18 protein-coding genes are annotated in these 21,396 nt (G+C 64.3%); 6 read left to right on the top strand and 12 right to left on the bottom strand.

The features are described from left to right. Nucleotides 1–8 precede the first annotated feature (8 nt). From ACYQ1P_RS03500 to ACYQ1P_RS03470, 7 genes are all read right to left on the bottom strand, one after another. Complete coding sequence (locus ACYQ1P_RS03500; RefSeq protein ID WP_460018991.1) at nucleotides 9–2,066, bottom strand: hypothetical protein; 2,058 nt, start codon at nucleotides 2,064–2,066, stop codon at nucleotides 9–11. Between the two features lie 91 nt (nucleotides 2,067–2,157). Continuing rightward, nucleotides 2,158–3,450 carry an adenylosuccinate synthase gene (locus tag ACYQ1P_RS03495; RefSeq protein WP_460018990.1) on the bottom strand — a complete coding sequence of 431 codons (1,293 nt, stop codon included), beginning with the start codon at nucleotides 3,448–3,450 and terminating at the stop codon, nucleotides 2,158–2,160. Nucleotides 3,451–3,460: 10 nt separating this feature from the next. Beyond that, nucleotides 3,461–4,648, bottom strand: a complete 1,188-nt coding sequence (locus tag ACYQ1P_RS03490; RefSeq protein ID WP_460018989.1) for an ATP phosphoribosyltransferase regulatory subunit — start codon at nucleotides 4,646–4,648, stop codon at nucleotides 3,461–3,463. Nucleotides 4,649–4,720: 72 nt separating this feature from the next. Beyond that, a complete protein-coding gene (locus ACYQ1P_RS03485; RefSeq protein WP_460018988.1) occupies nucleotides 4,721–5,176 on the bottom strand; it encodes a thermonuclease family protein in 456 nt (151 codons plus the stop codon). Between the two features lie 8 nt (nucleotides 5,177–5,184). Continuing rightward, on the bottom strand, nucleotides 5,185–5,781 hold the full coding sequence (locus ACYQ1P_RS03480) for a hypothetical protein (protein ID WP_460018987.1): 597 nt from the start codon (nucleotides 5,779–5,781) through the stop codon (nucleotides 5,185–5,187). 56 nt (nucleotides 5,782–5,837) lie between these two features. Next, entirely contained in the window at nucleotides 5,838–7,889 is a 2,052-nt protein-coding gene (locus ACYQ1P_RS03475) for a M1 family metallopeptidase (protein WP_460018986.1), read from the bottom strand. Then, complete coding sequence (locus tag ACYQ1P_RS03470; protein ID WP_460018985.1) at nucleotides 7,886–9,115, bottom strand: ChaN family lipoprotein; 1,230 nt, start codon at nucleotides 9,113–9,115, stop codon at nucleotides 7,886–7,888. The genes ACYQ1P_RS03475 and ACYQ1P_RS03470 overlap by 4 nt, the downstream gene beginning before the upstream one ends. A gap of 152 nt (nucleotides 9,116–9,267) precedes the next feature. On the opposite strand from ACYQ1P_RS03470, the gene ACYQ1P_RS03465 reads away from it, so the two are divergent. Both ACYQ1P_RS03465 and ACYQ1P_RS03460 read left to right on the top strand, forming a co-directional pair. Beyond that, nucleotides 9,268–10,242, top strand: a complete 975-nt coding sequence (locus ACYQ1P_RS03465; protein WP_460018984.1) for an SLAC1 anion channel family protein — start codon at nucleotides 9,268–9,270, stop codon at nucleotides 10,240–10,242. Nucleotides 10,243–10,297: 55 nt separating this feature from the next. Further along, complete coding sequence (locus tag ACYQ1P_RS03460; protein ID WP_460018983.1) at nucleotides 10,298–11,857, top strand: gamma-glutamyltransferase family protein; 1,560 nt, start codon at nucleotides 10,298–10,300, stop codon at nucleotides 11,855–11,857. Here ACYQ1P_RS03460 and ACYQ1P_RS03455 read toward each other — a convergent pair. Next, nucleotides 11,854–12,840, bottom strand: coding sequence for a glycosyltransferase family 2 protein (locus ACYQ1P_RS03455; RefSeq protein WP_460018982.1), 987 nt, complete (start codon nucleotides 12,838–12,840; stop codon nucleotides 11,854–11,856). The genes ACYQ1P_RS03460 and ACYQ1P_RS03455 overlap by 4 nt on opposite strands. A gap of 120 nt (nucleotides 12,841–12,960) precedes the next feature. On the opposite strand from ACYQ1P_RS03455, the gene ACYQ1P_RS03450 reads away from it, so the two are divergent. The 3 genes from ACYQ1P_RS03450 to ACYQ1P_RS03440 all read left to right on the top strand — a co-directional run bounded on the left by ACYQ1P_RS03450 (nucleotide 12,961) and on the right by ACYQ1P_RS03440 (nucleotide 15,542). Next, entirely contained in the window at nucleotides 12,961–13,662 is a 702-nt protein-coding gene (locus tag ACYQ1P_RS03450) for a Crp/Fnr family transcriptional regulator (protein WP_460018981.1), read from the top strand. A gap of 128 nt (nucleotides 13,663–13,790) precedes the next feature. Beyond that, nucleotides 13,791–14,156, top strand: coding sequence for a response regulator (locus tag ACYQ1P_RS03445; protein ID WP_460018980.1), 366 nt, complete (start codon nucleotides 13,791–13,793; stop codon nucleotides 14,154–14,156). A gap of 15 nt (nucleotides 14,157–14,171) precedes the next feature. Next, nucleotides 14,172–15,542 carry a PleD family two-component system response regulator gene (locus ACYQ1P_RS03440; protein WP_460018979.1) on the top strand — a complete coding sequence of 457 codons (1,371 nt, stop codon included), beginning with the start codon at nucleotides 14,172–14,174 and terminating at the stop codon, nucleotides 15,540–15,542. Between the two features lie 19 nt (nucleotides 15,543–15,561). Here ACYQ1P_RS03440 and ACYQ1P_RS03435 read toward each other — a convergent pair whose 3' ends face one another. From ACYQ1P_RS03435 to argH, 4 genes are read right to left on the bottom strand one after another with little or no spacing between them, the layout of a single operon-like run. Continuing rightward, a complete protein-coding gene (locus ACYQ1P_RS03435) occupies nucleotides 15,562–17,973 on the bottom strand; it encodes a DUF4175 domain-containing protein (RefSeq protein WP_460018978.1) in 2,412 nt (803 codons plus the stop codon). Beyond that, on the bottom strand, nucleotides 17,957–19,237 hold the full coding sequence (gene lysA, locus ACYQ1P_RS03430) for a diaminopimelate decarboxylase (RefSeq protein ID WP_460018977.1): 1,281 nt from the start codon (nucleotides 19,235–19,237) through the stop codon (nucleotides 17,957–17,959). The genes ACYQ1P_RS03435 and lysA overlap by 17 nt, the downstream gene beginning before the upstream one ends. 11 nt (nucleotides 19,238–19,248) lie before the next feature. After that, nucleotides 19,249–19,383, bottom strand: a complete 135-nt coding sequence (gene lptM / locus ACYQ1P_RS03425) for an LPS translocon maturation chaperone LptM (RefSeq protein ID WP_460018976.1) — start codon at nucleotides 19,381–19,383, stop codon at nucleotides 19,249–19,251. Next, nucleotides 19,380–20,783, bottom strand: a complete 1,404-nt coding sequence (gene argH, locus ACYQ1P_RS03420) for an argininosuccinate lyase (protein WP_460018975.1) — start codon at nucleotides 20,781–20,783, stop codon at nucleotides 19,380–19,382. The genes lptM and argH overlap by 4 nt, the downstream gene beginning before the upstream one ends. 45 nt (nucleotides 20,784–20,828) lie before the next feature. Here argH and ACYQ1P_RS03415 point away from each other — a divergent pair, with 45 nt between their 5' ends. Further along, nucleotides 20,829–21,392 carry a TlpA family protein disulfide reductase gene (locus ACYQ1P_RS03415; protein WP_460018974.1) on the top strand — a complete coding sequence of 188 codons (564 nt, stop codon included), beginning with the start codon at nucleotides 20,829–20,831 and terminating at the stop codon, nucleotides 21,390–21,392. The last annotated feature ends 4 nt before the right edge of the window (nucleotides 21,393–21,396 follow it).

Here is a 21,396-nt window from a genome sequence, read left to right as displayed (position 1 = left end):
GGCTTCCGTTACTGGTTGGACAGAAAGATCATAACCGAAATGAACAGGGTTGCCACGACGGCCGTCACAGCGGCGACCCGCTGCGCCGCTTCTTCCATGGCGGCGCGATCGACGGCGCGGCTCTGCACCCGGTTGACCTCTTCCTCGGCAACCAGGAATTCCTTGCGGGCCAGTTCGAAATCGCGCTTGTCGATGGTCCGCGCTTCAGGGTCCTCGATGCGGTTGTACAGTTCGGTCAGACTGCCCTTGCGGACCAGTTTGGGAATATCCCGCTCGATCTCTCTGCGCAGTTTGCGTGAATGGTAGGCCTCCAGCGCCGGACCGACCAGAGTCCCCATCCAGCGGGTCAACCCGTACAGGGTCTCGATGCCGGTCCGCCACTGCACCTGGGCCAGCAGGGACAGCATGCCCAGGACCTGACGGGCCGGCTCGGGATCGGCCATCACCGCCAGATGCGGCTCCGCCTTGTCTCCCAGATGGGTGGCGATGAAGGCCACCACATGGCGGTCCAGGGGGGGCGAGGTGGGGTTCTTGTCCTTGGCCAGATCGTCGAGCGCCCGCATGAGCATCTTCGGATCGGTGACATGGCGGCCCGCCACCAGGGGACTCTGGCAGGGCAGGGTGAAGTTGAATTCGTACAAGACCCGTTCCGGCCCCATGCCCAGATCTGTGGAGGCCAGCCATTTTTCCATCGCCTTGATGCGGGTCTCGAAGGCTGACGAGGCGTGCTGTGCATGAAACCAGTTGCGGTGGATACCCCGTGCGATGACCTGAATGACCTTGGCCACCTCGTTTTTCATCATCTCGGCGGCGAATACCGGCCCGATTCCCTCGGGCATGAAGGAAAGGTCGCGATAGCGGATCGGGGCCGCCGGGTCGAGCGCGATGCAGATGTTGGCGATCATGGCACTTTCCGCCAAGTCCCGATTACCTTTTGACGCTTCCAGGTCTTCCAGGGTGCGTTCCAGGTAGCCGGCCATTTCGGCATCTTCCAGACTGCGTCGTACCCAGCGGATCACATGGCCGTCCTTGAGGGCCTTCAACGCGGCGTCCTGATTGAGGAAAAAGGCGTGGGCCAGGGTGCGCAGATTGTCGTATTCGCGCTCCACGAAGATAAAGCCGCGGTCGGCTTTCTTGGCCGACTTGCGCTGAATCGGCGACTGGCGGCGGCCGTCGATCCAGTGTTGCAGTTCATCCAATCCCCAGGCTTCGACCGGATCATCGCTGAGCAGCCCGCGCAGAACTTCCAGCAGCCCGACCGGAATGCGCTCGTTGCCGCACAAGGTGGCGTAGGAGCCGTCACTGATCTTGCGCTCAATCAGTTCCACGTCCGAATAGCGGGCGACGGGATTACTGCCGACCAGCAACAGCACCAGGGTGACGCCCAGGGCATAGAGATCTTCGCGCGTATCCCCGATGCCCCGTCCGGCAGGCTGACACATGCCGCGCTCGATGGTCTCGAACAGCACCGGCTGGTCGTAGCCGGGCGGCGTGGTCAGACAATCGCCGACCAGAATGGTTTTCTTGCTGCCATCGGCATAGAACATGTTGTCCGGGCGCAGGGCGCGATGGGTGAAGCCCATGCTGTGCAATTCGCGAATGGTGTTGAGCAACGGGGCGATGACGACTTCCTGAAGGACCTGCACTTCCTGAAAGGGCGTGATGCTCTCGCCGATGGGCATGACGCGCCCGCCGGAGGGCTGGGCATAGACGACCACCATGCAGACCTGACCCAGGGGCGGCCATTCCACCGGCCCCCATTCAACCGGTTTCATCACGCCGGCCAATCCGGACACCCGCAGGCTTTCGGCGCGTGCCGCCCGGTCGGGGAGATTGGGCGGCACGATGAGGGCAAACAGCGCCCGGTCCGGTTCCCGACGGTCTTCGGCCAGGAACGCCTTGGCGGTGGGGCAGTCGAAATCGGCTAGCGGCGTGTTGTGGTGAATCAGATACTGACCCTTGAGCAGACTGGGGGCGGCGCCGCCTCCCTTGGCGGGCGGCGCGGCCTCCTTCTCTCTTGCGGCATTGTCGTCGGCGTCTCGTGACGGTGTTGGCGACTGGGCCATGCGCTTCAAATCCCTCCGGAGCACGGAACATGCCCGATGATCCTATCCGCCGACGCGCAGGGATGCAAATGGCAGGGTGCTTGCGACCGAATTAATCGGCGAAAGGATCATGCACCAAGATGGTGTCCTCGCGCTCCGGGCTGGTCGACAGCATGGCCACCGGCGCCTCGATCAGTTCCTCGATGCGGCGGATGTATTTGATCGCCTGCGCCGGAAGATCGGCCCACGACCGTGCGCCCTGGGTGCTTTCGGCCCAGCCTTCGATGGTCTCGTAAACGGGCTTGGCCTTGGCCTGTTTGATCTGACAGGCGGGCAGATGGTCATAGGGCACACCGTCGATGGTATAGCCGATACAGACCTTCAGTTCGGCGAACCCGTCGAGCACGTCGAGCTTGGTCAGGGCGATGCCGGTAATGCCCGACACCTTGACCGTCTGCCGGACCAGCGTCGCGTCGAACCAGCCGCAGCGGCGCGGCCGTCCGGTGGTGGTGCCGAATTCATGCCCGCGTTCGCCGAGACGCTTGCCGTCGTCGTCCTCCAGTTCCGTCGGGAACGGGCCGGAGCCGACGCGGGTGGTGTAGGCCTTGGTGATGCCAAGCACATAGTCGATGGCCCCCGGACCCTGGCCGGAGCCGGTGGCCGCCTGCGCCGCCACCACGTTGGACGAGGTGACATAGGGATAGGTGCCGTGGTCGATGTCGAGCAGGACGCCCTGCGCGCCTTCGTACAGAATCCGCTTGCCCGCCTTGCGCGCTTCGTCGAGGCGCTTCCAGACCGTATCGGCATAGGGCAGGATCTTCGGGGCCAGTTCCTTGAGGCTGTCGATGATCGGCTGCGCTTCCAATTCCGGGAAGCCCCAACCGCGCAACAAGGTGTTGTGGTGGAACAGCATCCGTTCGACTTTTTCCTCGATTACCGAGGGCTCGGCCAGATCGCCGAGCCGGATGGCGCGACGGGCCACCTTGTCCTCATAGGCCGGGCCGATGCCGCGTCCGGTGGTGCCGATCTTGGCTTTGCCCAGGGCTTCCTCGCGCGCCATGTCCAGGTTCTGGTGCAGCGGCAGGATCAGTGGCGCGTTCTCGGCCACCTTCAGATTGTCCGGGGTCAGCTCGATGCCCTGTTGGCGCAGGGCGTCGATTTCCTTGAGCAGGTTCCACGGATCGAGCACCACACCGTTGCCGATGATCGACAGGGTGCCCGGTCGCACGACGCCCGAGGGCAGCATGTGCAGCTTGTAGGTCACACCGTCGATGACCAGGGTATGCCCGGCGTTGTGCCCCCCCTGGAAGCGCACCACCACGTTGGCCCGGTGCGACAACCAGTCGACGATTTTCCCCTTGCCTTCATCTCCCCACTGAGAGCCGACGACGACGACGTTGGCCATGTTCATTCCCCTATGTTGATGCTTGTCCGTTGTCCGAAAGTGCCACGGGTCGATCTTTCGACCAGAAATGGGAACAGCGCAAGCGGCGCGCCTCACCGGCCGGGTCGGCCACCGCCTCCAGACCGGCGAGCGTCACCCAGCCCTCGGCGCGCAGGGTCTCGCCGACCGCCAACGCCGTCCCGAGGGGCAGATAAACCCGCCGTTCCGGTTGCGGGTCGGGCAACACCCGCAGCACCGCGTTCATGAACAGGGTCAACCCGGTGGCCGGTTCCCCCGCCTCGTGGGCATTCCCGGCAGCCAGATAGCGTCCGCCGCGCCCCAGTTCGCCCCGTCCGTGCCGGGCAAAAAAGGCGAAAGTGACGCCGGTATGATATTCGAAGCCGCGGTTTTCCACCGGATCTATGGTTACCGTCAGGTCCGGCGCGCCCTCTTGGACCCGTTGGGTGACCTGGGCCAACATGGCCAGGGTCTCGGCGGCGGCGGCGGGCAGCCTTAAGGTATCGAGGATCTTCAAGGCCCGCTGGGCCGGTCCCGCAGCGGTCAACAGGGCCTGCAACTGGTCGGCCACGGTCTGGCCGAGTCGGGGGGCCAGGGCGGCTACTTCGCCCGCATCCTTGCGGTCGAGGGCAGCGCGCAGGGTGTGCGCGGTCTCGCTATCCAATCCGAGGTCGTCGCACAGGGCGGGAACCAAAGTGGGCAGGCCCAGATCCACCGACAGTCCCGCCACGCCGACGGCCCGCAGGGCGGCCACCGCCATGAGGATCATTTCCGCATCGGCGTTCGGTCCGTCGGCCCCGATCAATTCCGCTCCGACCTGTCCGAATTGCCGTTCCGGGCGCAGTTGCGAGCCATGCACGCGCAGAATCTCCCCGGCATAGGCCAGCCGCAACGGGCGGGGGTCTTTGTGCAGCCGCGAGGCGGCAATACGGGCGATTTGCAGGGTCATGTCGGGACGCACCGCCAGCATGCGGTGCGAAGCCGGGTCCATCAGCCGGAAACTGCCCTCGGCCAGGGTGACGCCGGTGCCGTCGAGCAGGCTGTCCTCGAATTCGATCAGCGGCGGTTTGACCCGGTCGTAGCCACGTTGCTCCAGAGTCGCGATGAGGCGTTCCACCACGCGCGCCTCGTGGGCGGCATTGGGCGGCAGGATGTCCCGCAGACCGGCGGGCAGCAGGGCCTTGTTGACGCTCTGGTTCATGGATGACGTTGCCGACTGTGTCAAAAACCTGGGGTTAGTACCGAGAATTGCCCGAACGGGCAAAGGAAATCGTCATGGGGCGGGCGGGCCGATGAGGAATTGCCACAGTCCCTTTCGTTCCAGGACGGCGTTTTTTTCCAGGTTCATGTAGGCGAGCCCTTCCCCGGGCACGGCGCGCGCCCAGCCCCCCTGGACCATCAGCTTGTTGAAGTCTTTTTGCAGATAGCGGCATTGGGCAAGGATTCTGTTGTTGCGGGTTTTGCCGGTCGGGGCGCAGGACACCGGCGCTTCAGGAATCAGCTTCCTGAGGGCCTGAAAGGCCATGTTGCCACAGGGTATTTTGGCGCCGCCGTTGAACGGAGTGCAGACCTGACCCCTTTCCGGGGCCTTGATCCCGTACAACTGAATTTCCGACTGGCCAATGCGCAGGACATTGCTGGAGACCACCTTGGCCATGCCGACGATATCGTTCGCCCAGGCAGGCACGGCCAGCAGCAGACTGACCAGAAACAGCACCGTATGAGGCAATGGGGACCTCACTGCGGAGTCGCGAACGGTTGCTTGCGCACGGTCTTCCCGAGAGCCGAGACCAGCGGCGCGATCATCGAACGGGTCAGATCGCCCTGACCGGCACGTTCCAGACGGGCAGTGGCCCAGCCGTGCCACAGGCGCTTGCCGCTGGCCCGGTCTTCGAGCACCGCATCAAGGCGATAGCGGGTCGGTGAACCGGAAACGTCGCCGGTACCCTTGTTGAACAGGCCGCCCTTGGAGCTGTCGAACAGGTTCAGGCGCACGGCGGCGTCCTCGCCCCCTTCATCGCCGCCGCGGGCGTGCATCTCGACCAGATAGCGTTGATCCGAGCCCCAGGTGCCCAAGGCCCCATGGCTGTCGAAGGTCAGCACCACCGGCGCGCCCTCGGCAACCCGATGTCCGGCGGAGGTGAGATGGCCGATGAATTCCTCGCGCATCAACGGATTGTCCCCGGAATCGTTAAGCATCCGCACGTCGATCGGGGTGCCGTAGGGGATTTGGGTATAGCTTTGGCTGCTGACCAGACCATCGGCCAGGGCCGTCGTGCCGCCCCCGAGCATCAGGGTCAGGACCGGAATGGACAGAAGGGCAAGCAGACGCATGACGGTTCCTCGCAAAAAGGCCGGAGAGGGAATGATGGAGCCTCCCTTGGGGCTTGTCAACGTGTCGGGTCCGGCGTCGGAGCCGCCGGGACCTCGGCTTCGGCTTTTTCCGGGACGGGGGGCGCGGGCGGCGGCGGACGCAGGTCACGGAACAACGGTCCGCGGGTCATCGGCCACAGCCCCTTGTCCTGCGCCTTGCTTTGCTCGAACACCAAAAAACTCTGGCGACCATAATGGGGCAACGGGCGCAACAGGGCGGCCAGGGCCGTGGCATCGTCGGCCTCAATCACCATCACCGGCAGGCCGTTGTCGCGACGGTTGACCCAGACGCGGGCGGTGCCTCTCCCGGCCAGTGAGTCGGGCATCGGCGGCAGCTTGGCCTCGGCCAGATAGGTCTTGGCGCGTCCGGGGCCGATGGCGATGATCAGCATCGGGTCGGTGGCGCTGACCACGTCCTCCGTCATCAGCTTCGGGGCCCCCTCCATCATCCGCCAGGCCAGTTGCAGGGCACCGTGGTTGCTTTCGTCGTCGTCGTCGGTCAACAGCTTCACCTGGGTTTTTTCGCTCAGGGTGACATCGCGCAGAATGGGCGGCGATTCAGAAGGGTCGAGACGGCGAAACAGGTCGAAATCCGGATCGACGCTCAGGCTGACCGGCGGCCCATCCAGGGGCAGGGTGATGCTGGCCGGGGTGGCCCCGAGGGCCAGGCTCGACATGTGGCTGCCGCTCTCGGTGGTCACTTGAAGCGGGACGGTGAGGGCGTAATCTCCCTCCTGGGCCACGGTCACGGTGAGCTGGTCGTTTTGCACATCCGCCTTGACCAACCGCAAAGACGGCGCGCCGGGACGGGTCAGCCACTGGGCGAAGAATTGTTTCAGGTCCTTGCCCGAGGCCCCCTCGAAGGCGGACCTCAGTTGTTCCCATCCGGCGACAGCGAACTGGTTGTCGGTCCAGAACAGGCGCAGCCCGGCATCGAAGGCCTGTTCGCCGATTTCCTGGCGCAACATATGAAAGACGAAAGCCGATTTGTTATAGCCGATGACCTGCGAGGCGGCGTGCAGCTTGGCCCGAAAGGCGGTCAGCGGCATGTCGCGCTCGGGCGGCAGGGCGGCGAAGTCGCGCAGCCAGGACTGCCGCATCTCGCGGGCCTGCGCGGCGGAGTCCCGTTCGGCATAGGCGTAATCGGCCAGATAGGTGGTCAGGCCCTCGGCCCAGTTGCCATGGGCGTAGTCGGTATAAATGCCGTTGCCGAGCCAGTTGTGCAGGATTTCATGACCCAGCGAACGTTGCAGCACATAGGGCAGTTTCAGCACCCGCGACCCGATATAGGTCAAGCCGGGAAAACCCCAGCCCACCGGCAACGGCCCGGAGACGATATGAAAGGCGGAAAAGGGATAAGGCCCCAGGCGGGCGCTGTAGAGGTCCAGGTACGTACCGACGGCACCTAAATACGTGTCGGCCATGCCCGCCACCGAGGCATCGAGATAGGTGCGCAGGCGAATGCCCTTGTGCTGTTTCTCGGTGATGAACCAGGGGCCGGTGAACAGGGAGATTTCGTCGGTCGGGTGATCGAACTCGAACGTCGCCAGATAGCGACTGCCCAGTTCCCGCTCCTCGACCAGCTTGCCCGACCCGACCACCTTGTGCGGTTCCGGGACATCCGCTTCCACCCGATAGGTGAACAGGTCGCCGTCGTCGAACTGCGGATACCAGCCGCTGCCCGCCGAGAGCAGGGTGCCCTCGGGGCCGCTGCGCGGCACCGTGTCGGCGGCGGGTTTGTTCATCGGGGTGGCAAAGCCCCGGTAGCCTATGACGACATGGTGCGGACCGTCCTTTCCCAGGTCGAACGACCAGTATGCCCCGTCACGGCGGAATGTGCCCGGGTCGCCATCGACCATCAATATGCCCGGCAGAAACCCGTCGGCCAGATAGAAGGTGGCGGTGCCGCCCCCCTTCAGGTCCAAGGTATCCTGAGCCGAGATCAGGCGGCTTTCCGGGTCGATGGAGACGGACAGGTCGTGTGATTGCACGTCCAAGGCCCGGGCGGCGGTTGGCGTCAGGGCCAGCAGCAGCCCGGTGACGCACAGGCGAACGGTCGTTTGAATCATGGCTCGGTCGGGAATTTCGCAATCAGATTGAGGGTTTCGTCACCGCGCAGAATCTCCAGCGGCAACCAGACGCCAGGGGAGAGACCGCTGATGATCTCTTTCAGTTCCTTGGCCTGTCGGACCGGATGGCCGGCGGCCCTGGTGATCAGGTCATCGACTAAAATGCCGGTTTGTTCCGCCGTACTGCCTTCGGACACGCCGGTGATGCGCACCCCCTTTTCGGAGCCCTCGATAAAGACGCCGAGCAGCATGCGGGGCGGTCGGGGCGGCTGCGGCAACATTTCCAGGCCGAACACCCCGTCGGCCCCGGTCTCGGCCAATTCGTCACAGGCGTCTTCGGCGCTCCAGGGCAACAGCACGGCGGCGTCCCTCTGTCCCAGTTCGGCCAACTGATACGGCACCCCCAGGCGACCGCTCAGGTGGCCGGAACCCATGATGCCGACCACCAACGGCGTGCCGCCCCCGCGATGGGTGGTGGCGAGCGCTTCGGCCATCGCCCGGTCCCACAGCAGTTGGGCGTCGATGAAACGATCCAGGCGGGTTTGTTCATCTTCGGTGAAGGGCGCGTCCGCTTCGGCTTCAGGGGCCTCTGGGGCGGCGGCCTCGGTCCCATGACCCTGGGTGCGGGCCTTGCGCATGTCCTCATGGCGGCGGAAGAAACGGGTCAACCGGTCGCGATAGGCGGGCAGCGCGGCGGCGGGCGTGCCCACCCCGTCCCGCTCGGCGGGGGTGATCGCGTCCCAGCCGTCGGTGCGCACCTTGCGGATGACGCTCAGATCCACATTGAGGGCGACCATGGGAATGCGGTGACGGCGGGCGAAGTCGAACAGCGGCATGTATTGTTCGGCCGGATAGCCCCAGACGGTGCCCCATTCGACACGGCTCAGGAATTGATCCTCGCTCAGTTGTCCGGCCGTCCATTGGTTGAGGATCGGCTGCACCCGGCGGGGAAAGGACTCGAAGCCAAGCACCATGTTGGGGTTCAGGGCATGCAATCCGGCGATGACGTCCAGTTGCCAGCGGTGGTGCTCCTGGTTGTCGTGGGATTCCCCCAGCAGGACCACCGGCTTGCGCGACAGGTTGAGCAGAAAAGACGAGGAGTCCAACAACCGCCCATCGCTGGCGCGGACCCATTGTCCCACCGGCGCGCAGGTGGGCGGCGGCGTCTCGGCCCAGGCGGGCGCGACAAACAGGAGAAGGGCGGCGAGTGCAAGGGCGCGGGACATGGGCAAACTTTCATGGCGGCGTTCGAGGTCCCCTGGAATTTGGGCTTTCGCCGGCGTCGGGTCAATGCCTGGACGTCGACAGGCGGCCCTTGCAAAAACATTAGCTGATGCTAATATGATATTAAGTTTCATTCATATTGGGATTTTCGCAGATGTCCGATTCAAATAAACACACCGAGTTGCATTGGCTGGCCCATGTGCCGGTGCCCCTGTTCGCCGTGGTCATGGGTGTGGTCGGGCTTGGCCTGGCCTGGCGCAAGGCCCATGAACTGTATGCCGTCGATTCCCTGCCCGGCGAGGCGGTCAGTCTGTTCGGCGGCTTGTTGTTCGTCGTCATCCTGCTGCTCTACGGGCTGAAGCTGCTGCGCTTTCCCGGCGAGGTCAAAGCCGAGATGACTCATCCGGTGAAAGCCAATTTCGGGGCCGCCATCTCGATCAGCATCCTGCTGATGGCCTCGGTCGCGTTGAACTGGAACAGGTCGGTGGCCGATGGCCTGTGGATGCTCGGCGCAACCCTGCAACTGGTCATCACCCTGCATATGCTCCGTCGCTGGATCTTTGAGTCCTACGAGATTCAGCATTCCAATCCGGCTTGGTTCATTCCCGTGGTGGGCAATCTGCTGGTGCCGTTGGCCGGGGTAAAACTGGGTCATCTGGAAACCTCCTGGTTCTTTTTCGCCGTCGGGCTGGTGTTCTGGGTGGTGCTGTTCACCATCGTGTTCTATCGCATCGTGTTTCATACCCAGATGCCGCCGAAGCTGGTGCCGACCCTGTTTATCTTCATTCCGCCTCCGGCGGTTGGCTTTCTGGGCTATGTGCTGCTGGTCGGCGGAACCGTCGATGCCTTCGCCCGCATCCTGTTCTTTTTCGCACTGTTCCTGGTGTTCCTGCTGGTCAGCATGGGACGTCGATTCCTAAGCGTGCCCTTTGCGCTGACCTGGTGGGCCTTCACCTTCCCGCTCGACGCGGCGGCCATTGCCACCCTGCAATATGGGGCGCTGACCAACAGTCCGTTGATCCAGGGGCTGGCCTGGGGACTGCTTGGATTGTCCTCGGTGGTGGTGCTGTGGGTGTTGCTGCGAACCTTCGGCGCGCTGCTCAAGGGACAGTTGTTCGTGCCGGAGTGAGTTGACAGGTTCGGAGCAAGCCGCTACCCCCTGATTCACTTGCGGAAGGGGCAATATGGCGGCGATCAGGGGCGCAGTGGCGGCGGGCCACGAGGAGACGGTTCGGGCGGCGGAAGCGGTGCTGCGCGAGGGCGGCAATGCCTTCGATGCGGTATTGGCCGCCCTGGCTGCGGCGACGGTCTGCGAGCCGGTGTTGTCCTCCCTGGGGGGCGGCGGATTCCTGCTCGCACAACCGGCCCATGGGGCACCGGTGCTGTATGATTTTTTTGCCCAAACGCCGAAATCCTGCCGCCGGGAAGACGAGGTGGGATTCTTCCCCATCGTCGCCGATTTCGGCACCACCCAGCAGGAATTCCATATCGGCATGGGGGCCATCGCCACACCGGGGGTGGTCAAGGGACTGTTCCAGGTGCACGAAGACCTGGGCCGCATGCCGATGACCGATATCCTGGCGCCTGCCGCGTCCCTGGCCAAACGGGGGGTGCCGCTCAACCGCTTGCAGGCCTACATTTTTTCAGTGGTCGGGCCGATCTATCGCTCCAATCCGCAAATTCTGAAACAGTTTGAAAGCGCTTCACAGCCCGGTGCCCTGTGCGGCGAGGGCGATATCTACCGCTCGGACGATCAGGCCGACGCCTTGGAGGTCCTGGCGCGGGAGGGGGCCGACCTGTTCTATCGCGGCGAGATGGGGCAACGGCTGGCTGCGGACTGCCGGGATCGTGGCGGCCATCTGACCCGCGACGATCTTGAGGGCTACGAGGTGTTCCGCCGCGCCCCCCTGGCCCTGGACTGGGGCGGCGCCCGGTTGCTGACCAATCCGCCGCCATCCTCGGGCGGGTTGCTGATTGCCTTTGCCCTGGAATTGCTGCGCGACGGAAGTCTGATCCGCGACGGCTTCGGCGGCTGGACCCATCTCGACCGGTTGACCCGGGCCATGGCGCTGACCAACAAGGCGCGCATCGACAGCGGATTGCATGACGACGAGGACCCGGTGCGCCGTCTGCTCGATCCCCGATTGCTGGAAGGCTATCGACGTCAGGTGCTGGACCGACCGGCGGTGCAGCGCGGCACCACCCATGTGAGCGTCCTCGACGGCGCGGGCAACGCGGCCAGCGCCACGGTGAGCAACGGCGAGGGCAGTGGCTACGCGCTGCCGGGGACGGGCATCGTGCTCAACAACATGCTTGGCGAAGAGGACATCAATCCGCACGGTTTCCACCAGTGGCCACAGGATGTGCGCCTGGCGTCCATGATGGCGCCGTCGCTGCTGTTGCGGCCCGAAGGCAGTCGGCTGGTCCTGGGCTCCGGGGGCTCCAACCGCATCCGCACGGCGTTGCTCCAGGTGCTGCTCAATGTGCAGCATTTCGGCAGGGACCCGGAATCGGCGGTGCTCGCCCCGCGCCTGCATTTCGAGCGGGGGCGGCTCGATGTGGAGCCGGGGTTTGCCGCCGAGATCCTCGCCCAATTGACCGACGGGCCGTTGGTCGAAGACTTTCGGGTCTGGGAGGATCTCAACCTGTTTTTCGGCGGCGTCCACGCGGTTGCCCAGGGCGCGAAGGGGGACTTCCTGGGGGTCGGCGATCCAAGGCGCGGCGGCGCGGCGCGGGTTCTTTAAAGGTACGGATGCAGCGGCTCGCGCGGCTGATTGCGGGTATCGAAATTCAGAAAAGCGATCAGCAACTGACTGCCCAACAACACCGGCAGGGCGGCCAGCAACACGGTGCCCGCCGTCGCCGGAACGCCGCTGACCACGCTGACCCGCCATTGCCACAGGCCGAACAGCAGGCCGAACAGCAACATCAGCTTGCCGACGAACAGCTCCACCGAGGCGGCATTGAAATCGCGCAGAAAATAGGCATAGAAAATCCGCTTCACCGTATTGACGTAATGTCGCCAGGCGAAGGGCAACAGCACCCGCCGCGCCCGCAGGCTGCTGGTCTCGCTGCCATACTTTGCGGCCATGGGCACATCGCAGACCACGGCGCGGATGGTGCCGAGACGGAACAGCATGTCGGATTCAAAAAAGAAATCGCGCCGGAGCTTGTCCAGCGGCAGGCGCGCCGCGACCTTGGCATGGATCGCCGTATAGCCGTTGGTGGGATCGAAGATATCCCAATAGCCCGACGACAGCTTGCTGGCGAAGGACAGGCCCAGATTGCCGAAAATCCGCACCTTCGGCATCCCGGCCAGGTTTTCAAGGTCGTAGAACCGGTTGCCCTTGGCATAGTCGGCGCGACCGGAGACGATGGGGCGAATGAGCTTGGGAATGAAGGCCGGGTCCATCTGCCCGTCGCCGTCCAGCTTGACGATGATCTCGGCTCCGGCGGCGATGGCCTGTCGGTATCCGGCAATGGTCGCCCCGCCAACCCCGGCATTTTGCGGCAGCACCGTCACCTCGACCCGAGGGTCGGTGCAATGGGCGCGCACATGCGCCCCGGTGCCGTCGGGGCAGGCGTCATCAATCACGAAAATCCGGCTGACCTCGGGACCGATGGCGGCCAGCACATCGAGGATATGCGCCGTCTCCCGATAGCAGGGAACGACCACAGCCAGGACGGGGGCCAGGACCGGATTGGGGGTTTTGGCGGGCGTGCTCATCGGGCCTCTCGTCGTGGGCGGAACTGAAATTCCTACCCTCTCGCATTCCAATGTCAAAACATGTACCATGCCAATGCTGTGGGGAAACAGCCCTTTCATTAGGCGGGGATGGGGTTTGCCGTGTCGAAGACCGAAACCAATTCGTTGGCCGGGATCAGCCTGTTGGCGACGCTCGGCGACAAGGAGCGCGAGGAGCTGGAACGTGCCTGCTCCTGGCGGCATTACGGGCCGCATGAACAAATTCTGGATCGTCAAAGTGAATCCCAGGACGTCTGCTTTGTTGTCGAAGGGCGGGTCCGGGTGGTCAACTATTCCCTGACCGGTCGCGAAATCACCCTCGACGACGTGGTCGAGGGCAGTCATTTCGGCGAGCTGGCGGCCATTGATGGCGAACCGCGCTCGGCGTCGGTGATGGCCTTGAGCAAATCGCTGATTGCCTTTCTGCCCCGCAAGGCCTTCATTCAACTGCTGGAACGTCATCCGGATGTCACCCTGACCCTGTTGCGGCGGCTGGCCTGGATCATCCGCACCTCGACCGACCGGATCATGGATCTGAGCACCCTGGGGGCCAACAACCGGGTGCACGCCGAACTTCTGCGTCAGGCCCGTCTGGTGGCCGATGAGGAAACCGGAGAGGCGGTGCTCAGCCCCATCCCCGTGCATGGGGATATCGCCAGCCGCGTCAGCACCACCCGGGAAACCGTGGCGCGGGTGATGAACGATCTGGCGCGCCAGGGAATCGTCGAGCGGCGCAAGGATTCGCTGGTCATCACCGACCTGTTGCAGCTCGAAGACATGGTCGAGCAGGTGCGCGGTGATTGATCCGTCGTTTGACTTGCCGTTGAGAATGGGCCAAACTTCCGCAACTCAGATAGGGCGTTGAGCTGCGGGGGCGAAGGGGGTCTCCGTTCCGCTCCCGGTGATGGAGCTCTAATCAAGGCAGGGGCCGAATGGCAAAGAAAATCCTCATTGTCGAGGACAACGACCTCAACATGAAACTATTCAACGACCTTTTGCAGGCCCAAGGCTACGACACGGTTCAGACCCAGGACGGGCGTGCCGTGGTCGGGTTGGCGCGGGCCGAACGCCCGGACCTGATTCTGATGGATATTCAATTGCCCGAGATTTCCGGCCTCGAAGTGACCCGCATGCTCAAGGAAGATGCGGCGCTCAAGGACATTCCGGTGATCGCGGTCACCGCCTTTGCCATGAAAGGCGACGAGGAAAAGATCCTCCAGGGCGGCTGTGACGGCTATATTGCCAAGCCCATCTCGGTGCCGGAATTCATTGCGACCATTTCCGAATTTCTGGCCTGATCGGTAGCCCAGACGATGCCGGCGCGCATATTGATCGTTGATGACATGATGCCCAGCGTGCGCATGCTGGGGGCCAAGCTGTCCTCGGAGTATTACGAGGTCCTGAGCGCCAACGATGGTCCCTCCGCCTTGCAGATCATCGGGAATCAGCCGCCGGATCTGGTGCTGCTGGATGCCATGATGCCGGGCATGGATGGGTTCGAAGTCTGTCGCCGCATCAAGGGCAACAGTCAAACCGCCCATATTCCGGTGATCATGGTCACCGCGCTGAGTGAAACCGATGATCGGGTGCGGGCCCTGGAAAACGGGGCCGACGACTTTCTCACCAAGCCGGTGGACGACATCAATCTGTTCGCCCGGGTGCGGTCGATGATCCGCATGAAACAACTGCTCGATCAGTGGCGACTGCGCGAAGAGACCTCCCGGGAACTGGGTCTGCCATCGAGCGACATTCTGCTGACCTCCGCCGACGGCAACGACGCCAACCTGGTGGTGGTGGAAGACAGTCCGATCGAGGCGCGGACCCTGGCTTCCAGTCTGGCCGAGGACGGCCACAATCTGGTGTTCATCAAGACGGTGACCGAGGCTTGCGGTTCGACCGTGTTCCAGGAAGCGGACTTGGCCATCATCAGTCTCGATGTGGAGGACGAGGATCCGCTGCGGCTATGCTCCGTCCTGCGTTCCGCAGAATCCACGCGACTTATGCCGATCCTGCTGGTCGGCGGCGAGCATGACATGGCGCGGCTGGTGCGCTCCCTGGACATCGGGGTCAATGACTATCTGGTGCGGCCCCTGGACAAGGTCGAGCTCAAGGCGCGGGTGCGCTCCCAGGTGCGCCGCAAGAGGTATCAGGAACGCCTGCGCACCAATTTTCTGCAAAACCTCTCCCTGGCCGTGACCGATACCCTGACCGGTCTGCATAACCGCCGTTATCTGGAATCCCATATGTCCACCCTGGTCAACCGGGCAAGGGAGTCGGGGCGTCCGTTGTCGGTGCTGATGATTGATGTGGATCATTTCAAGCAGGTCAATGATGTCCATGGACATCCGGCGGGCGACGTGGTGCTGCGCGAATTGGCCAATCGCATTGCCCGCAACGTCCGCGGGTTTGATCTGGTGACCCGCTACGGCGGCGAGGAATTCCTCGTCCTGATGCCCGATACGGATTTGACGGTGGCGCAGAGCGTGGCCGAAAGATTGTGCGAGCAGGTGGCGGTGGACCCCATTTCCCTGCCCCAGGATCTGGGCGAGGTGACCGTGACCGTCAGCATCGGCATAACCGTCATGCGCCCGGAACAAGAGACCGCCGAACAGCTCATCGGGCGGGTGGACGCGGCCCTCTACAAGGCCAAGGAACTGGGCCGAAATCGGGTGGTGACGGCCTGAAGCCTTTCGTCTTTTTTATTCAGTCCCGCTCCAACAGCCGTTGCAGGTAGCTGCGCTCGACGGCCGGTCGTTGGGGCTGGTTGGCCCGTTTCTGGATTTCCTGGCGCAGGCGGGTGGCCCGTTCCGCCGCGCCCGCTTCGGGAATATCCAGCGGGCCGGTTTGGCCCTCCCCCAGCGGTGAATCGCCGCGCCGTCCGAACGGGTCCTGGCCCGGCCCGCGTCCCATCATCGGTGGCCCCCCTTCTCCCCCGGCCTGTTGCGCCAGGGCCTGCATCATCTTCTTCAGCCCCTGGCGCAGGCCGTCGAGGGCCTCGGATTCCCGGGGTAGGGCGGTGCGGGCGCGCCCGGCCTGCAAGGCCCGACCGGCGCGGTCCATGGCCAGTCCGGCCTGCTCCAGTTCCTGCGGAAAAGCGCCCAGCAACGCGCTGATTTTCTGGCGGGTCGCGGCCAGTTGACGCGATAGGTCTTCTTGCCGCTTGGCCAGTCCGTCCAGGGGAATGGGGGGCGTCCGGGGGGCCGGACGGGCCTGTTGCGGGTCCAGGAATTCCGAGTCCTCATCGGCCGGGAGGGTACGGAAGGTCTCGTCCATTACCCGCTGCTGGTCGGCTTCCATCTGCCGCAAGTCATCAAGCAACTCTTGGGCGGCGCGCAGGGTTTGCGCATCCATGCCGCCGGCCGGATTGCTTTCCAGGGCGGCGGTCAGCCGTCCCAGGTCGCCGAGCAGCGCCATGGCGGCATCGGTTTTGCCCTGGGCGATCAGGTCGGCCAGCTTGTCGAGCATCTGTTGCAGGTCGCCAGCGGTGACCACGCGGGTGGACTCCATCAAGGGCCGCAGATCCGGCGGCAGCTCGCGCAGGGCCTGATCCATGGCCCGGATCATGCGGTCCATGGCGGCCCGCAACCGGGCTTCGAGGGCGGCCAGATCGTCCGCCTTGGCATTGTCGCGCAGGGCTTCCAACAAGGCCTGCCGGGCCGCCTCCAGGTCGCGCCGGGCGAGGCCAATGTGGCCTTCTTCCAGGCGCAGGGCCAGATCCCAAAACAGGTCCCGCAACGGACCGAGGATCGCCGGGTCCTTGTTGATCAGCAGCCGCGACTGGGCCACGCTGAGGCCGAGATAGACCACAAGGTCATGGTCGAAGGCCTCGGGTGCCCCCTTGAGACGATTGAGGCCCAGGGCTACGGAGACCCGACTTTCCCGGTCGGCCCCCAAGCGCTTCCTCAGGCGTGCCAGTTCGCGCGCCACCGGATGGGTGAATATCCGGGTCGGAAGCTTGACCAGCAGGCCATCGGTGAAGGTCTCGTTGCCCGCCGCGTCACGTGCCCAGAGCCGCAGACTGGCGGTCTGCCCGGCCCAGTCGTGACGGGCCAGATCCTGGCTTAGTTGTCCCACCGGGTCGCGCGCCGTGGGCGGGGCCAGGGCCAGCCGCCGGGCCGGTTGATCGGTGCCCGGCAGGCTGAGGACCAAATCCATTTGCCGGATGCCGTAGTCGTCGTGACCCCGATAGGCGACATTGAGCCGTCCCTGTTCGGTTCCCTCGGGCGGTTCGGCAAAGGAAATCTCGGGTGGCTGGTCGATGATCAGAGTCAGCGGCCAGGCGGCCACCACCTCGTCTTCCGTCTTCAGGGTCATGTCCCCGGGATGGCGCAACACCATCTTGCCGCGTCGGGTGCCGTCGCCCAGATCCTCCAGGGGCAGCCCGGTGCCGCCCTGTTCGAGAACCAGCGGCATGTCGCTTCCGGCTACCTGGATCAGCAACTGGCTTCCCTGGGGCACATCAAGCGGTCCCAGCCCGGCCAGATCCCGATGCACCGCGGGCAGGCCGGTATAATCGGGCGGCGTGATCCAGAGATCGAGTCGGGCGGGCAGCGGCGGGTCGGTACCGAGGGCGGGGGTCAGAGCCCGTTCCAGGCGCGGCACCAGTTCCCCCCAGCCGCTCATCATGGCGGCACAGAGCAGTAGCAGCGGCAGGGTGCGCAAGGCCCAGGGATCGCGCCGGGCCACCTGGGGACGCGGCGGATTCAGGTGCAACCGGGTCAGACTGGCGCGCACCCGTTGCCGATGGGCCTCCCACAGGGCGGCGGTGCGCGGGTCGCTGCCGGAGGCGCTGGGACGATCCTGCAAGGCGGTCAGTGGTCGGTGGACCAGGCCGCTATCCTCTTCCAACCGATGCCGGGCCTCCGACGGTGTGACCCGCGCCCAGTCACGCAAACCCCACCACAGAGCCACCGGCACGGCCAACCCGAACAGGATGAGGAATCCGAGATGCAGCAACCCGGGCAATCCCGGCAACAGATCGGCAAAGGCCAGGGCGAGAAACAGATAGAGCAGGCTCAAGGGAACCCACAGGCGGGGCCACAGCTGTTCCCAGAACAGCCCGGCGCGGGCCCGCGCGAGCAGACGGTCGAGAGGGGACTCAGGGGTGCTCGTCATCCGCCTCCAACCAGTCGGGCAAGGATTCCAGGGCCAGCAGGTCGGCCACTTCCAGACGCCGCCGCACCACTTTCCATTGGTCGCCCGAAACCAGCACTTCAGGGATGCCTGGCCGGGTGTTGTAGGTATTAGACATCACCGCCCCATAGGCCCCGGCGGTGCGCAGCACCAGCAGGTCCCCGGCCGCCATGGCAGGCAGGGCGCGCTGTTTGCCGAAGGTATCGCCGGTCTCGCAGATCGGGCCGACCACGTCCACCAACAAGGTCTCACCGTCAGCCGGGGGTTCGAGTACCGGCACCATATGGTGGTAGGCGTCGTAAAGGGTCGGGCGCATCAGATCGTTCATCGCCGCATCGACCACATAGAAGGTGCGGGTGGCCCCTTCCTTGCGATACAGCAGCCGGGTGACCAGCACCCCGGCGTTGCCGGTGATCATGCGTCCCGGTTCGAGCACCAGCAGGCAATCCAGATCGCCGACCGTTTCCTTGACCAAGGCGCCGTAGGCGGCGGGGGCCGGAGAGGGACCGCCGTCATAGGGAATGCCCAGGCCACCGCCCAGATCCAGATGGCGGATGTCGTGGCCGTCCTGGCGCAGCATGACCACCAGATCGCGGATCTTCAGAAATGCCTTGCGGAACGGCTCCAGATCGAGCAACTGGGAGCCGATATGCACCGACAGGCCGACGATCTCGATCCCCGGCAGATCGCGGGCGCGGGCATAGATCTCTCGCGCCGCCGTCCATTCGATGCCGAACTTGTTTTCCTTCAGCCCGGTGGTGATCTTGTGATGCACCCCGGCATCCACATCCGGATTGACCCGCAGGGCCACCGGCGCGCGCTGTCCACGGGCGGCGGCGATTTCCGACAACAGACGCAGTTCCGGCTCCGATTCCACATTGAACTGCAAGATCTTTGCGTCGAGCCCGGCAATGAGTTCGGCACGGCTTTTGCCGACACCGGAAAAGACGATCCGTGCGCCGGGAATCCCCGCTTCCCGCGCCCGTCGCAGTTCGCCGCCGGAGACCAGCGCCGCGCCCGCGCCGCGCCGTCCCAGAGTGCGGATGACGGCAATGTTGGAATTGGATTTGACCGCAAAGGCGACCAGCGCCCGCTGCCCCTCGAAGGCCTGGGCGAAGGCGTCAAAATGCCGTTCCAAGGTGGCGGTGGCATAGCAGTAAAACGGTGTGCCGACGGCCTCGGCAAGGGTGTCCAGGGGCACGTCTTCCGCATGCAGGCGGCCATCGCGGTATTGAAAATGATCCATCTTTGAGACTCTTATTCGCTGGGGTATTTGCGGGGGTACTGGCTGCCTTCGGGATGCTGGGGCGGGCCTTTTTTGCCACAGGCCGCAAGCAGCAACACGGGCAACGCAAAAGCCAGCATGCGAAGGAAACGGCGGCGGCTGATCATGACTGTCCCTCCCCTTCGAAAAAGCGCCGACGGGCCTCGACGATGGCGGCGCGCACATTGTCCGGGGCGGTGCCGCCGAAGCTGGTGCGGCTGGCGACCGAAGATTCGATGCCGAGCACATCATAGATATCCTGGGTGATGCCCGGTTCCACCGACTGCATCTCGGCCAGGGAAAGCTGCTCCAGATCGACATTTTTTTGTTCGGCCAGCTTGACCAATGAACCGGTCACATGATGGGCCTGACGGAAGGGCAAGCCGAGCACCCGTACCAACCAATCGGCCAGATCGGTGGCGGTGATGAATCCCAGTTCGGCCGAGGCGCGCATCTTGGCCGTGTCATAGGTGACTTCGGAAATCATGCCGGTCATGGCGGCGAGGCATAAATCCAACGTGTCGGCGGCCTCGAACAGCGGTTCCTTGTCGTCCTGCATGTCTTTGGAATAGGCCAGCGGCAGGCCCTTCATGACGATCAACAAGGCATTCAAATCGCCGATCACCCGCCCGGCCTTGGCGCGCACCAGTTCGGCGGCGTCCGGATTACGTTTTTGCGGCATGATCGAACTGCCGGTGGAAAAACTGTCGGGCAGTTTGACGAAGCCGAATTGGGCACTCGACCAGATCACCAGTTCCTCGGCCAGCCGCGACAGATGAACGGCGGCAATGGCGGCGGTGGACAAATATTCCAGGGCGAAATCCCGGTCCGACACCGCATCCAGGGAATTGGCGCAGGGGCGGTCGAAGCCCAAATCGGCGGCGGTCATGTGACGGTCGATGGGAAACGAGGTCCCGGCCAGGGCGGCGGCCCCGAGCGGTGATTCATTCATCCGGGTCCGGGCGTCGCGGGCCCGCCCCCGGTCGCGCCCGGCCATTTCCACATAGGCCAATAGGTGATGACCGAGGGTGACCGGCTGCGCCGCCTGCAAATGGGTGAAACCGGGCAGCACGTCGGCGGCGTGGGTCTCGGCCCGGTCGAGGAGCGCCTGTTGCAGGGCGGCCAGCCCCAAATCGAGGCGATCCAGGGCGTCGCGCACCCACAGCTTGAAATCGGTCGCCACTTGGTCATTGCGCGAGCGCGCCGTATGCAGTCGTCCGGCGGCCTCGCCGATCAGCGCACTCAGACGGGATTCCACGTTCATATGGATGTCTTCGAGGGCGCGTTGGAAGTGGAACTTGCCGACCGCGATTTCATCGGCGATTTTTGACAATCCATCAAGGATGGACTCGGCGTCGGCCTCGGATATGATCCCCTGGCGCGCCAGCATCCGGCAATGGGCCATGGAGGCGGCAATATCCTGGGCGTGGAGCCGCTGATCAAAGCCGATGGAGGCATTGATCTCCTCCATGATGTCGGACGGACCGCCGCCGAAGCGACCGCCCCAGATGCTGCTGCCGCCGCTCATGACCGGGTCCTTTGGGGCGTCGCGGAAAAGGAGAAAGAATACGTCATGGTTTTCAAGAATCTCGCAAGAATGGCGCTGCTCGCCGCTTTGGTTCTGGTGGGGCCGTTTTCCCCCTCGACCGGCAACGCCGGAGAACGGACCAACGGCCTGGATAAGTTGGTGCGGACCGTTCCGCCCCAACCCGTGCCCGACATCCCGTTTCTGGACGACACGGGGGAGCAACGTAGCATTGCCGCGTTCCGGGGCAAAGTGGTGTTGTTGAACTTCTGGGCCACATGGTGTCCGCCCTGCGTCCGCGAGATGCCCGCCCTGGATCGGTTGCAGGGTCTCTTGAAGGACGAAGGGCTGGTCGTGCTCACCCTGTCCCAGGATCGGGGGGAGAAAAATCAGAACAAGGCGCGGGCCTTCATGGTCGAGAAAAAACTGACCCATCTGGATCTGTATTTCGATGACCGCAGCGCTGTCGCGCGGGAGGTCGGGGCGCGCAACCTGCCCACATCGCTGCTGGTCGATAAGCAGGGCCGTGAAGTGGCTCGTTTGCTGGGCACTGCGGAATGGGACGATGCGGAATCGGTGGCACTCTTTAGAAATCTTCTCTCCCAGCCCTGAACGG

The sequence above is a fragment of the Magnetospira thiophila genome (genome assembly GCF_054657015.1).
The sequence above is the reverse complement of the archived record's forward strand: the minus strand, read 5'-3'. Positions and strand labels throughout refer to the sequence as shown.

What these genes read in the sequence shown, in the direction of transcription:
- ACYQ1P_RS03500 (WP_460018991.1), bottom strand. Translation starts at nt 2,066, where the DNA reads ATGGCCCAGTCGCCAACACCGTCACGAGACGCCGACGACAATGCCGCA.
- ACYQ1P_RS03495 (WP_460018990.1), bottom strand. Translation starts at nt 3,450, where the DNA reads ATGGCCAACGTCGTCGTCGTCGGCTCTCAGTGGGGAGATGAAGGCAAG.
- ACYQ1P_RS03490 (WP_460018989.1), bottom strand. Translation starts at nt 4,648, where the DNA reads ATGAACCAGAGCGTCAACAAGGCCCTGCTGCCCGCCGGTCTGCGGGAC.
- ACYQ1P_RS03480 (WP_460018987.1), bottom strand. Translation starts at nt 5,781, where the DNA reads ATGCGTCTGCTTGCCCTTCTGTCCATTCCGGTCCTGACCCTGATGCTC.
- ACYQ1P_RS03475 (WP_460018986.1), bottom strand. Translation starts at nt 7,889, where the DNA reads ATGATTCAAACGACCGTTCGCCTGTGCGTCACCGGGCTGCTGCTGGCC.
- ACYQ1P_RS03470 (WP_460018985.1), bottom strand. Translation starts at nt 9,115, where the DNA reads ATGTCCCGCGCCCTTGCACTCGCCGCCCTTCTCCTGTTTGTCGCGCCC.
- ACYQ1P_RS03465 (WP_460018984.1), top strand. Translation starts at nt 9,268, where the DNA reads ATGTCCGATTCAAATAAACACACCGAGTTGCATTGGCTGGCCCATGTG.
- ACYQ1P_RS03460 (WP_460018983.1), top strand. Translation starts at nt 10,298, where the DNA reads ATGGCGGCGATCAGGGGCGCAGTGGCGGCGGGCCACGAGGAGACGGTT.
- ACYQ1P_RS03455 (WP_460018982.1), bottom strand. Translation starts at nt 12,840, where the DNA reads ATGAGCACGCCCGCCAAAACCCCCAATCCGGTCCTGGCCCCCGTCCTG.
- ACYQ1P_RS03445 (WP_460018980.1), top strand. Translation starts at nt 13,791, where the DNA reads ATGGCAAAGAAAATCCTCATTGTCGAGGACAACGACCTCAACATGAAA.
- ACYQ1P_RS03440 (WP_460018979.1), top strand. Translation starts at nt 14,172, where the DNA reads ATGCCGGCGCGCATATTGATCGTTGATGACATGATGCCCAGCGTGCGC.
- ACYQ1P_RS03435 (WP_460018978.1), bottom strand. Translation starts at nt 17,973, where the DNA reads ATGACGAGCACCCCTGAGTCCCCTCTCGACCGTCTGCTCGCGCGGGCC.
- lysA (WP_460018977.1), bottom strand. Translation starts at nt 19,237, where the DNA reads ATGGATCATTTTCAATACCGCGATGGCCGCCTGCATGCGGAAGACGTG.
- lptM (WP_460018976.1), bottom strand. Translation starts at nt 19,383, where the DNA reads ATGATCAGCCGCCGCCGTTTCCTTCGCATGCTGGCTTTTGCGTTGCCC.
- argH (WP_460018975.1), bottom strand. Translation starts at nt 20,783, where the DNA reads ATGAGCGGCGGCAGCAGCATCTGGGGCGGTCGCTTCGGCGGCGGTCCG.
- ACYQ1P_RS03415 (WP_460018974.1), top strand. Translation starts at nt 20,829, where the DNA reads ATGGTTTTCAAGAATCTCGCAAGAATGGCGCTGCTCGCCGCTTTGGTT.